Genomic DNA, 12,396 nt, shown 5'->3' on the forward strand with positions numbered 1-12,396 from the left:
GTCAGCAGGTCGGCGTGGGCGCCGCGCCGGCCCAGCGGTCGAGGGTCCACTGCACCAACTGCGGCGTGAGCGGTGAGTCGGCGGCGACCAGCCCCATGTGGTCGAGCCCCGGGTAGGTGCGGAAGTCGATCGGATCGCCCGCCGCGCACCGACCGGCGACCCAGTTCTCCTGCATCGTCGGCGTCACGAGCGGATCGGCCAGGCCCTGCGCGACGAGGACGGGCGCCGGCCACGGGCCGGTCGGCGAGTTCTCCCGCAGTCGGTCGCCGAGCCCGCCCTCGAGGACGGAGTCCGGGAAGACCTGCTCGGGGATCTGCGTCCCGCGCAGGAGTGCGGCGATGACGTCCTTCTCGTTGAAGCACAGGTCGGAGATCTTCTCCACGCCGTGCGCCGTGCCCGGGTTGAGGTGGCCGGACAGGTCGAGGTCGGGGTAGATCTCGTTCCACGACGTGGCGATGTAGGCCGAGACGGTCTTGCCGCCGACGCTGTCCTTGTCCTCGTCGGCCAGCCGGTACAGGTCGCTGGCCGGAGCCATGCCCGCGATACCGCGCAGCGTCAGCTCCGGCGCGTAGTCGCCGGCGATCTGCCCGGTCCAGAGCGCACCGTGGCCGCCCTGCGAGTGGCCCCACACGACGGTGTCGGTGCTCAGGTCGAGCCCGTCGAGCTGCTGCGCGGCGCGGGAGGCGTCGAGCACGTTGCGCGCCTCGGCCCGCCCCACCAGGTACGGGTGCATGCCGGCCGTGCCCAGGCCCACGTAGTCGGAGATGACGCCTGCCCACCCGTGCTCGGTGACCATCTGCTCGAGGGCGGCGGCGGCGCCGTCCGCGAACGGGGTGGGGCTCAGGGACGGGGCGCAGCGGGGCACGATGCCCGTCGTCCCGTGGGCGATGCTCAGCAGGGGCAGCTCGTCGCCGCCCCGGTCGGCCGGCGCGATCGCCACACCGCTCGACACGGTCACCGTGTCGTCCGGCCGGGTGGTCGTGTAGAGGATCCGCCAGGCGTCGGCGCCGTCCGGCACGCCCGCGGTGAGGGTCTCGGCGCGCAGGAGCACCCCGGGCTCGTCGGGCAGCGGCTCTACCGCCGTGTAGAAGGCGTCGGGCTCGGGCCGGTCGTCGCCCCTGAGCAGGACCACGCTGCCGATCGCCAGCGCGAGCACGAGCAGGAACACCACGACCGCCGCCGCCGTCCTCGCCCACCTGCCTACACGCTCGCGGCCCGCGCGCATGCGGGCGCGGGGCCGCTCCACGACGAGCTCGATCAGCGCGCGCAGGCCGACGAACACCAGCCACGCACCCACCGCGTACCGGATCAGTTCGATCGCGAGCACCGGCCACACCAGGCACAGCAGGCCCAGCAGGATGGCCGCGGCGCCGCTGAACAGGCCGGCCACCCGACGGTCGGTGCCGCCGCGCCACGCCCCGACGACAGTGTGGACCCCGTGCGCCACCAGGGCGGCGACCATCACCCACAGCAGGGTGCGGATGCTCGCCGTGCGCCACGCGAGCACCACGACGCCGGCCGCGACGGCGGCGAGTCCGACCGCGATGCGCGTCCACCGCCCGGAGCGGCCGGCACCGTCGACGCCGGTGACCGTGGCCAGTCCGACGACGACGAGTCCCGCCCCTGCCAGCGTGACCATCACCGGCATACCGAGGTGGACCAGGATCAACACCACGCCCAGGGCGACGGACGCCAGGGCCAGAAGGGCGCCGAGTACCCGCCGTCCGCGGTCGGTGTGCTTATCGGCCGTGTCGTGCAAGATCTGTCTCCTCGGGTGCGTCCTCGGGCCGACCTCTACCGGCGTATACGGCCTCCGGTAATGAAACTATCCCGAGGCCCCGCGCGGGAGACTCCGAACCGCGCGTTCTCACCCGTCGACGTCGGCTGTTCTCACCCGTCGACGTCACCCAGATGGTGTTCGACGTCGTGCACGATGTACTGGCACAAGGAGGCGTGGTGAACACGTAGCCGTCGCCGCGTCGACCGGTCCCGTCCTGGTCCGCGGGGCCGACGCGGTCGAGAACCTCCAGCGTCCGAGCGGTGGCGGCGTCGAGACGGCGGGCGAGGTCGTCCGGGTCGCTACGCCAGTACGCGTGCTCGACGACCGCCGCCTCGCCGTCGAAATCGTCGTACGTCGGCTCGGCACGGTCGAGCATCGCCGCTATGCGGTCCCCCAGGACCTCGATGAGGTCACGGCAGTGGCCCGCGTACTCCAGCGGTGACCACACCCGCGGGGCCGGTCGCCGCTCGACCCCGGGCCGCCCCAGAACGGCGAGCCACCGGTCGCGGGCGGAGGCCAGGCGGTCGCTCGTGGTGGCCGGATCGTGAGGCCGGTAGCCGCACTCGTCGCAGCCCGACTCGAGTACGGTCGTCCAGTCCTTGGTGTCCGGCAGCGAGGGTTCGGGAGGCGTGTCCATACACCCACCGTCTCACCGTCCCGGCGGGCCCGCGGCCGGATCGGCCCGGTCTGCGACGTCAGCCGTTCGCGGGGAGCCAGTCGGCGAACCGGTCGGTGGAGACCTCGGCGAGCCACATCTGCCAGAGCGGGCCGAAGGACACCCGGCGCACGCCGAGCTTCTTGAGGGTCGCCAGGTCGCCGGCGCCGTGTCCCTTCACCGGATGGGCGGTCGCGTTGACGGGGATCGTTACCGCCTGGACGAGACGCGTCAGCTGGTCGGCGCTCGTCACGCCCACCGGGTACACCGATCGTGCTCCGGCATCCTCCATGAGCGTGATGCGGGCCTCGGCCTCCGCCACCGGGTCCGGGAAGACGTCCGTCCCCAGCTTGACGGCATCGGTACGTCCGTTGATGACGAACGGGATCCCGGCGTCATCGGCCGCGCGGCGGGCGCCGGCGATGTAGTCGGCGTGCTCCTGACGGTCCCGGACCCGCTTGCCCTCGCGGTGCACGACGTCCTCGATGTTCGCGCCGACGGCGCCGGCCTCGAGCAGGCGGGCGATCAACTCGGCCGGGTCGAGACCGTAGCCGGACTCGACGTCCGCGCTGACGGGGACGGGCACCGCGTCGGTGATGCGCTTGACCACGCGCAGGTACTCGGAGAAGTCCATCTTCTCCCCGTCCGCGCTGCCGATGGCGTCGGCGACAGGGTGGCTACCCACCGTCAGGCCCTTGAAGCCGGCGTCGGCGGCGACCCTCGCGCTCCAGGTGTCCCACACGGTCGGCAGGACGGCCAGTTCACCCGATTGATGGAGCTCGGCCAGCGTGGTTGCTCGTGCGCGTACGTCGGGCATCTCGATCCTCCTCAGAGCGTGGCTTTCGTCTCCCGACCCTACGCCGGTGGCCCGGCCCGCGGATCACCGTAGAGTGACGCGTATCACACAACGGCACGCGTACCCCGGAGGCCACCATGAACCACGTCTACAGCGTCACCGAGATCGTCGGCTCCTCGCCGGACGGAACCGACCAGGCCATCGCCAACGCGGTCGCGGAGGCGTCGAAGACCCTGCGGAACCTCGAGTGGTTCGAGGTCCAGTCCGTCCGCGGCAAGCTCGACGGCGGCGCGGTCGCCCACTGGCAGGTGACCATCAAGGTGGGATTCCGCCACGAGTCCTGACCAGACGCCTCTGGCCGCCTCCGGGTTCCCGCCGATCGCGCTGTCCACAGGGCGTTCCGGCGGCTCCACAGAACGCCCCGCGGGGCTGTCGCCGAAGGTCGGGCCTACCGAGACTCGAGGCATGAGATTCGAGGACCTCCCCGACAACTGGAACACACTTCCGCTCGACGACGCCCCGCTGGCCGCCGGCGTGATCGACCTCGTCATCGGTCACCACGACCGCGGCCGGAACACGATGCTCATCCTCCCGTGCGACGAACACGACGTCGGCCTCCCCGCCCCCATCCTCATCAGCGACATGGACTGGCTCTGCGCATCGCACGAGCGCCGCGACGCGATGGCCGTCCTGCCCGCGATCGCCTCGCCCGGGTTCGTCGTCGGACTGTCCGCCAGGCGCCGCCTCCCCGACAAGGTGGTGCGGGGTTGGCTACGGACGATCGAGGATGAGCTGGACGCCACGGGACAGGCGCTCCTGGCGCTGGGGGTGGCGGATGTGGACACCGTGGAGATCGTCGGCGGCCGCGCCGCGCGCAACGGCAGCCGCGCCTGAGCGGGCGGGGCGCGGCCGGGTGAGCCGCCTCTGACCACCGCTCGCGGATGACGGGACCCCGGCGTCCCGGCGGTAACATCGACCCTCGTGCCCGACCACTCACAGACCCCGGGAACGGGCAGCATCGTCGACTACTCGGCGCTTCCCGGGCCGGGGGGCCGCCGATCGAAGCTGCCCGCCGTCGACTCACCGCGGTGGACCCTCAAGGTGGCGCTGTCCCAGCGTCCCTGGAGCTTCATCGCCTCTGGCGGCATGGCCGTGGGATTCCTCTGCAACGGGCTCACCCCGGTCGTCGTGGGCCGTGCGGTCGACGACGCGATCGCCACCGGCCGTCTGAACCGGCTCTGGCTCTGGATCGGCGTGCTTGCCTGCGTGTTCCTGGTGGCGATGGTCGCCAACTGGACCGCCCGCTTCATGTTGGTCCGCAGCCAGCAGCTCGTCAGCCATGACCTGCGCACCGCGGTCACCGACCGCATACAGGACCCGCGCGGGTTCGCGGGCCGGGAACGCACCGCGGGCGGCCTGCTGTCCATCGCCTCGTCGGACACCACGCGCGTCGGGGACATCGTCATGATGACCGTGATGCCCGTCGCCGAGGCGGCGGCCATCACGTACGGCGCGGCGATGATGTTCACGATCAACCCGTGGCTGAGCCTGGCCACCCTGGTCGGCGGCCCGGTGCTGGTCATCGTGGCGCTCCGGGTGGCGCGGCCGCTGCAGCGCCGGTCGGTGGCGCGCCAGCAGGCCATCGCGCAGGCCGCCGCCACCGCGACCGACGTGGTGCAGGGGTTGCGGATCCTCAAGGGCCTGGGCGCCATCGTCACCGTCCGGAGGCGCTACGACGAGGTGTCGGACGACGCCTACCGCAAGACCGTTCACGCCGACGCCGCCGAGGCACGACTCAACGGCGCCACCGAGGCGACGGGGGCCGTCTTCGTCTCCACGCTCGGTCTCGCGGCGGGCGCGTTGGCGCTCGCCGGGCACGTCACCATCGGCGAGCTGATCACGGTGGTCGGCCTCACCCAGTTCCTCGTGGTCCCCATGACCATGTTCGGCCGCAACATCGCCTCCCGATGGGCGTCGGCGGAGGCATCCGGCCGGCGGATACGCGAGGTGCTCGGCGCGGACTTCGAGCGCGTCTCCGAGGCCGACGCCGCCACCACGGAGAGGTTCATCCGCGCCCTGCCGTCAGGCCTGACGGTCGTCGACGGCACCGACCCCGAGCTGATCCGTCTCCTCGAGTCACTGCCCCGCACGCGGGTGGCGGTCGTGCCCCACGCCGCCGACCTGTTCGACGGCAGCGTGGCGGACAACGTCCACCCCGATCGCGCGACGGCCGAGCACGCCCTGCGGGTCGCCTGCTGCGATGACATCCCCGACAGCCCGGACAAGCGGGTCGGCGAGAGCGGGCGGATGCTCTCGGGAGGCCAGCGGCAGCGCGTCGCTCTCGCACGCGCGATCGCGTTCGACCCCGAGGTGCTCGTGTTGCAGGACCCCACCACCGCGGTCGACTCGGTGACCGAACAGAACCTCGCGGACAACATCGCCCGCGAGCGGGCCGGGAAGACCACGATCGTCGTCAATCAGGCGCCGGCGTGGAACGCCGTCGCGGACGCCCGCCTGACCGCACGGCGACTGCGCGAGACCGCCGAGGGGCTGCTCGTGGGGGTCGAGGGATGACGACGACGAGCTCGACACCACCCGTGAAGACCGACACCGCCCTCCGGTTCCCGGTCGCCTCTGCAGGCCAGGTCCGTCGCGAGGTGGCCCGGCAGCTCGCCCGGGTCCGCCATGCCCGGCGGTGGCTGGTGGTGGCGTTGATCCTGCTGAGCCTCGGAGCGACCGCGGGGGTGCTCATCCCCCAGCTGATGGGTCGGATCGTGGACCTGGTGTCCGGCGAGACCGCGGGGTCGCTGTGGCAGATCGGCGCGTTGTTGCTGGCCGCGGCCATTGGCGGCGCGGCACTCAGCGCATCCGGTTTCTACCTGGTGGCCCGGTTGTCCGAGCGGGTGATCGCCAACCTGCGCCAGGACATGGTCGGCACCGCGCTCGGACTGCCGACCCACCGGGTGGAGGACGCGGGCTCCGGAGACCTCGTCAGCCGGTCCACCGATGACGTGGCCGAGCTGTCCTCGGCGGTCACCGAGACCGTCCCGACGCTGTCCACCTCCGCCCTGACGGTCGTGGCGACCGTGATCGCGCTGTTCGCCCTGGACTGGCAGTTCCTCGTCGTCCCCCTCGTCGTCGCGCCCCTCTACTACGTCGCCGCGCGCCGGTACCTCGCCAAGGCCCCGGGCCGCTACGCCTCGGAGCGCGCGGCGATGGCCGAGCGGGCGCGACGGGTCCTCGAGGCCATCCGCGGCCGGGCGACCGTACGCGCGTTCTCGCTCGAGGGCCGCATGCACACCCGGATCGGCAACGCCTCCTGGTACGTGGTGCGCAAGGGCATCCGGGCCCGCACGACGATGCTCGTGCTCAACGTCTGGATGCTGGTGGGCGAGTTCCTGATGCTCGCGATCGCCCTGACGGTGGGTTACCACCTGGTCGCCACCGGCGCCCTCACGGTGGGCGCGGTGACCGGGGCGGTCCTCATGATCATCCGGCTGCGCGGCCCGCTCATGACCTTCATGCGCATCCTGGACGTGGTCCAGTCGGGCTACGCGTCGCTGTCCCGGATCGTCGGCGTGGTGGTGGACCCACCCGTGCCGGTGCCCGACAGCGGCGTCGAGCCACCGCAGGGCCGGGTCGAGCTGCGCGACGTCAGCTTCAGCTACGGCGGCTCGTGGGCCGTGCGCGACATCAGCTTCACCATCGCGCCCGGGCGGACCGTCGCGATCGTCGGCGCATCCGGAGCCGGCAAGACGACGGTCGCCGCTCTGCTCGCGGGCCTGCTGGTCCCGGACGCCGGCGAGGTCCTCGTCGACGGCCACCCGGTGTCGTCGCTGTCCGACCGGGAGCGCATCGCCCGTCTGGCCACCGTGAGCCAGGAGGTCCACGTGTTCTCGGGAACCCTGCGCCAGGATCTCACCCTGGCCAGACCGGAGGCCACCGACGGCGAGCTGCTCGACGCGCTGCGCCGTGTCAACGCCACCGCGTGGTTCGAGCGACTGCCGGAGGGGCTCGACACCGTCGTCGGGGCGCGCGGGCTCCAACTGGATCCGGTCGCCGCGCAGCAGTTGGCCCTGGCCCGCGTCCTCCTCCTCGACCCGGCCGTCATCGTCATGGACGAGGCCACCGCCGAGGCTGGCTCCGCGGGCGCGGAGGCGCTGGAGCGTGCGGCCGACGAGGTCACCCGCGACAGGTCCGCCCTCGTGATCGCCCACCGGCTCGACCAGGCCTCTCGCGCGGACATCATCCTCGTCATGGACTCCGGACGTATCGTCGAACGCGGAACCCACGACGACCTCGTCGCCCACGGCGGGATCTACCACCGGCTGTGGGCCGCCTGGTCCGCCGGCCGGCGGGCGACCGCCGTGGACGGGGCCCCGGACCCGGCCTAGGACGGGCCCGACCGGGGTGGGCGACGCCGCGAAACCCGGCGAGCGGGCGCGAGTTGGACCACACTGCATGGGAGGCCGCCTCGGTCGCCGGGACGTACGCGCGGAACGGGGCGCCCATCGTCCCGCCGGGGGCTCCGACACCGTCGGTCCGACCTGGGGGATGATGGTGGGCGGCCAGATGGCGCAGTTCCACAAGAACACGATCAGCCCGAAACGAGAAGAGTCGACATCCATGACCCAAGGTCCCCAGAAGATCATCTACACCCTCACCGATGAGGCCCCGCGGCTCGCGACCGAGGCATTCCTCCCGGTCGTCCGCACTTTCGCCGAGCCCGCCGGTATCGGCGTCGAGACCAGTGACATCTCGGTGGCCGCCCGCATCCTCGCCGCGTTCCCGGAGCGGCTCACCGAGGAGCAGCGCGTCCCCGACAACCTGGCCGAGCTGGGTCGGCTGACCCAGGACCCCGCCACCAACATCATCAAGCTGCCCAACATCAGCGCCTCGGTGCCGCAGCTCACCGCCGCGATCGCCGAGCTCCGGGAGAAGGGCTACGACCTCCCCGATTACCCGTACGACCCCAAGACGCCCGAGGAGAAGGAGATCGCCGAGCGGTACGGCTCCTGCCTCGGCAGCGCGGTGAACCCCGTGCTGCGCCAGGGCAACTCCGACCGGCGTGCACCGAAGGCGGTCAAGGAGTACGCGCGGGCGAACCCGCACTCCATGGGCAAGTGGTCGATGGCGTCGCAGACCCACGTCGCGCACATGACCCACGGCGACTTCTACGCCGGCGAGAAGTCCATCATCCTGGACCGCGCCTGTGACGCCCGCATGGAGATCGTGACCCCGGACGGCGAGACCCACGTCCTCAAGACGGTGCCGCTCGAGGCCGGCGAGGTCGTCGACTCGATGTTCATGAGCAAGAAGGCACTCCTGGACTTCTACGAGGAGCAGCTCAACGACGCCAAGGAGACGGGCGTCATGTTCTCGCTCCACGTCAAGGCGACCATGATGAAGGTCAGCCACCCGATCGTCTTCGGTCACGCCGTCCGCGTGTTCTACAAGGACGCGTTCGCCAAGCACGGCGAGCTCTTCGACGAGCTGGGCGTCAACGTGAACAACGGAATGGGCGATCTCTACGACAAGATCGAGAACCTGCCGACCTCCAAGAAGGAGGAGGTCATCGAGGACATCCACCGCTGCCACGAGTCGCGCCCGGAGCTGGCGATGGTCGACTCGGCCCGCGGCATCACCAACTTCCACTCCCCCTCCGACGTCATCGTCGACGCCTCCATGCCCGCGATGATCCGCATCGGCGGCAAGATGTACGGCGCCGACGGCCGCAAGAAGGACACCAAGGCCGTCATCCCGGAGTCCACGTTCGCGCGGATCTACCAGGAGATCATCAACTTCTGCAAGACCAACGGGGCGTTCGACCCGCGGACCATGGGCACCGTGCCGAACGTGGGCCTGATGGCGCAGAAGGCCGAGGAGTACGGCAGCCACGACAAGACCTTCGAGGTCCAGCACGCCGGTGTGGCCAATATCGTCGACGCCTCCACCGGTGAGGTCCTGCTCTCCCAGGACGTCGAGGCGGGCGACATCTGGCGCATGTGCACCGTCAAGGACGCGCCGATCCGCGACTGGGTCCGGCTCGCCGTGGACCGCGCCCGTGCCTCGGGCATGCCGGCCGTCTTCTGGCTCGACCCGTACCGGCCGCACGAGAACAACCTCATCACCCTGGTGAAGAAGTACCTCGCCGAGCACGACACCGAGGGCCTGGACATCCAGATCATGTCCCAGGTGCGCGCCATGCGGTACACCCTCGAGCGCGCCTGGCGTGGCCTGGACACCATCTCGGTCACCGGCAACATCCTGCGTGACTACCTCACCGACCTGTTCCCCATCCTCGAGCTGGGGACCAGCGCCAAGATGCTGTCGATCGTGCCGCTGATGGCCGGCGGCGGCCTGTACGAGACCGGCGCGGGCGGATCCGCGCCCAAGCACGTGCAGCAGCTCGCCGAGGAGAACCACCTGCGCTGGGATTCGCTGGGCGAGTTCCTCGCCCTCGGGGCCAGCCTCGAGGACGTCGGCCGCAAGAACGACAATCCCAAGGCCCAGATCCTGGCCCGGACGCTCGACACCGCCACCGGCAAGCTGCTCGAGAACCGGAAGTCCCCGTCGCGGGAGACCGGTGAGCTCGACAACCGGGGCAGCCAGTTCTGGCTCTCGCTGTACTGGGCCCAGGAGCTGGCCGCGCAGTCCGACGACCCCGACCTGGCAGCGCACTTCGCGCCGCTGGCGGGCAAGCTCGACGCCGAGAAGGACACCATCCTCGGCGAGCTACTCGATGTGCAGGGCAAGCCGGTCGACCTGGGCGGTTACTACCAGCCCGCGATCGACAAGCTAAAGGAGGCGATGCGTCCGAGCGAGACGTTCAACGCCGCCCTCGCGAGCATCTCCGGCTGAGTTCCACACCGCACCAGCGCCGCACCCCGGGCCCGACCCGGGGTGCGGCGCGCCATTTCCCGGAGGATCGGGTGACCAGCGTGTCCTACCGTTCGGCCCCACGACACGTGTGGCCACTCCTGCTCGCCGCCGTGGAGGATCTCCACGAACGCGGCCTCACCGGTATCCGCGCCCTGCCGCACTTCGGCCCTGTCGGCCACTGGCGACTGTCGGTCACCACCGCCGACAACCTCCCGAACGGGGCCCATCTCCCGTTCAGGGACGACGACGCGGTGTTCCGGGCCACCGAGGGAGCCTTCCCACGCGTCGGGGACCTCACCATCTCGACGCGCACGAGCGCACGGGACGTGGCGGACGAGATCCTGCGCGGCCTCGGCTCCCCGCGAGAGGTGCGGTACTTCAACGATGCCGACTACTGCCGCTGGTTCACCGCCATGAGGCAACGTGCTGAGGAGATCGGCGCTCCCCCGTCGGCCTTCGAGGACTTCCACTCCGGCTGGCGCTGCGGCACGACGGAGATCGACCCGCCGCCGGGGTGGGCGGACGCTGTGTGAGCCGTCCGGCGTATGTCCTCGTCTGGCTTACGACTGCTCTTTCCCAGGGCCGCGATGTCCGCGCGGTCCCAGACGAGCGTGCCGATCTTCGAGCGGTAGTTGCCGTCCATCACCCAGGTCGGGACGGGTCTGCTCACCCCGATCGGCATGAACATCACCCTGGCGGTCTCGCCTCGCGACAAGCTCGGGCTGACCATGGGCATCATGGCCGCGATGACCACGCTGGGGCCGTCATTGGCGATCCTGCTCTCCGGCGTCCTGCTGACGGTCGCCCCGTGGACCACCCTCATGTGGGTCTTCGGCGCCATGACCCTCTTCCTCCTGATCGCCGGTGGGATCGTGCTGCGCACGGTCGTTGACCTGGGCAGGCCGGTCCTCGACATCCCGTCGTTCCTCATCGTCGCCGTCGGTCTGGTCGGCATCCTCTACGGCGTGTCCGCCGCGTTCGGCGGAGCCGCTCTCTACTCCGGCATCTCCGGCGTCGTCGGACTGATCGCGATGTGGCTGTTCGTTATCCGCCAGCGTCGCATCGAACACCCCCTGATCGACATGCGGCCGTTCACGAACCGCGCCTTCGTGCTCGGCGTCCTGATGACCATGCTCGGCCTGGTCTTCATGTTCGCCATGAACGTCGTCATCCCGCTGTTCCTACAGTCCGCACGCGAGATCTCGCCGCTGGGCGCGTCGCTCACGCTCGCGCCCGGAATCCTCCTCACCGTGGTGGCGGGCCCCGTCGCCGGCCGCCTGTTCGACCGGCACGGCGGCCGCTGGTCGATCCCGCTCGGCTTCCTCGTCATGGCGATCTTCGTCACGCTCGTCGGCGTGGCGGCCGGCTACTCATCGATCCTCCTCTTCGGCCTGCTCTACGTCCCGGCGGTGTCGGCCACCGCACTGGTGATCGGGCCCTCGCAGACCTTCGCGCTGTCCAGTCTCGATCGCGAGTCCGCCCCGCACGGGGTGACGGTGGTGTCCACCAGCTTCCAGATCGCGGGCTGCGTGGGCACCTCCCTGGCGGCCGGCGTCTACGGCGCCGTGTCGACCGCGAACGTCCGCGCCGGACACAGCGAGGTCGACGCGCTGCTCTCCGGCTTCCGCGGCGCCGTCGCCATCGTGGTCGTCACCTCGCTGGTCGGTATCGCCCTGGCGATCGCCGCGTACCGCGCAGTGCGCGCCCAGCGGTCGGCCGGATCCGTCGCGGATGGTCAGAACGCGCAGGCCGACCACCCGGCGAACACCGTGGAGTCGATCATGAAGTCCGATGTCTACGCGCTGACCTCGGACGACACGGTCCTCGACGCGATCACGATGTTCGGGCGCCGAGGCATCTCCGGAGCACCGGTTCTGGACGCCGACGGCTCCCTGGCGGGATTCCTCTCGGACGGGGTCGTCATGCGCTACCTGTCCGCGGCACACCCGTCGTCGACGTCGATCTACTCCTACGCGATCGGTGCCGATGAGGACCTCGAGCAGGCCATGGCCGACCTGGCGGACCTGAACGTCATGAGGCTGGCCACGCACGATGTGATCACGATCGACGCCGACGCCTCGATCGCCGACGCTGTCGCCGCGCTCTCGGACGCCCATTTCAAGAAGGTGCCCGTGGTCGGCGCTGACGGACATCTGGTCGGCATCGTCAGCCGATCCGCGATCAACCGTCTGGCGATCGCCGGTTACCTCGACAAGCGTGCCGCCACCCTTGAGCCGGTGGGCGCACATGCCTGATCTGGTGTGAGAACACCACGTCGATGAA

10 protein-coding genes are annotated in these 12,396 nt (G+C 70.7%); 7 read left to right on the forward strand and 3 right to left on the reverse strand.

The features are described 5' to 3' along the window. Position 1 precedes the first annotated feature (1 nt). Genes A6035_RS09995 through A6035_RS10005 form a run of 3 tightly spaced genes read right to left on the reverse strand, consistent with a single transcriptional unit; the run spans position 2 to position 3,252 of the window. Positions 2–1,759 carry a lipase family protein gene (locus A6035_RS09995; protein ID WP_235026603.1) on the reverse strand — a complete coding sequence of 586 codons (1,758 nt, stop codon included), beginning with the start codon at positions 1,757–1,759 and terminating at the stop codon, positions 2–4. Continuing rightward, a complete protein-coding gene (locus tag A6035_RS10000; RefSeq protein WP_235026602.1) occupies positions 1,740–2,417 on the reverse strand; it encodes a DinB family protein in 678 nt (225 codons plus the stop codon). Before A6035_RS10000 ends, A6035_RS09995 begins: the two co-directional genes overlap by 20 nt. A gap of 58 nt (positions 2,418–2,475) precedes the next feature. After that, the gene (locus tag A6035_RS10005; protein WP_108847662.1) at positions 2,476–3,252 is read right to left on the reverse strand and encodes an isocitrate lyase/PEP mutase family protein; all 777 of its coding nucleotides are present in this window, start codon (positions 3,250–3,252) and stop codon (positions 2,476–2,478) included. Between the two features lie 116 nt (positions 3,253–3,368). On the opposite strand from A6035_RS10005, the gene A6035_RS10010 reads away from it, so the two are divergent. The 7 genes from A6035_RS10010 (at position 3,369) to A6035_RS10040 (ending at position 12,368) form a co-directional block, all read left to right on the forward strand. After that, positions 3,369–3,575, forward strand: coding sequence for a dodecin (locus tag A6035_RS10010; RefSeq protein WP_007629964.1), 207 nt, complete (start codon positions 3,369–3,371; stop codon positions 3,573–3,575). A gap of 121 nt (positions 3,576–3,696) precedes the next feature. Beyond that, positions 3,697–4,125, forward strand: coding sequence for a hypothetical protein (locus tag A6035_RS10015; RefSeq protein ID WP_108847663.1), 429 nt, complete (start codon positions 3,697–3,699; stop codon positions 4,123–4,125). 87 nt (positions 4,126–4,212) lie between these two features. Next, positions 4,213–5,805 (forward strand): ABC transporter transmembrane domain-containing protein, encoded by a 1,593-nt coding sequence (locus A6035_RS10020; protein WP_108847664.1) that lies wholly within the window; start codon positions 4,213–4,215, stop codon positions 5,803–5,805. Beyond that, a complete protein-coding gene (locus A6035_RS10025; protein WP_108847665.1) occupies positions 5,802–7,625 on the forward strand; it encodes an ABC transporter ATP-binding protein in 1,824 nt (607 codons plus the stop codon). The genes A6035_RS10020 and A6035_RS10025 overlap by 4 nt, the downstream gene beginning before the upstream one ends. Before the next feature lie 232 nt (positions 7,626–7,857). Continuing rightward, positions 7,858–10,092 carry an NADP-dependent isocitrate dehydrogenase gene (locus tag A6035_RS10030; protein ID WP_108849207.1) on the forward strand — a complete coding sequence of 745 codons (2,235 nt, stop codon included), beginning with the start codon at positions 7,858–7,860 and terminating at the stop codon, positions 10,090–10,092. A 71-nt stretch (positions 10,093–10,163) separates the two neighbouring features. Then, a complete protein-coding gene (locus tag A6035_RS10035) occupies positions 10,164–10,646 on the forward strand; it encodes a hypothetical protein (protein ID WP_159149341.1) in 483 nt (160 codons plus the stop codon). Between the two features lie 99 nt (positions 10,647–10,745). Further along, on the forward strand, positions 10,746–12,368 hold the full coding sequence (locus A6035_RS10040) for an MFS transporter (RefSeq protein ID WP_235026601.1): 1,623 nt from the start codon (positions 10,746–10,748) through the stop codon (positions 12,366–12,368). Positions 12,369–12,396 lie beyond the last annotated feature (28 nt).

Origin of the sequence: Dietzia lutea (assembly GCF_003096075.1) — a bacterium.
Lineage (GTDB): Bacteria > Actinomycetota > Actinomycetes > Mycobacteriales > Mycobacteriaceae > Dietzia > Dietzia lutea.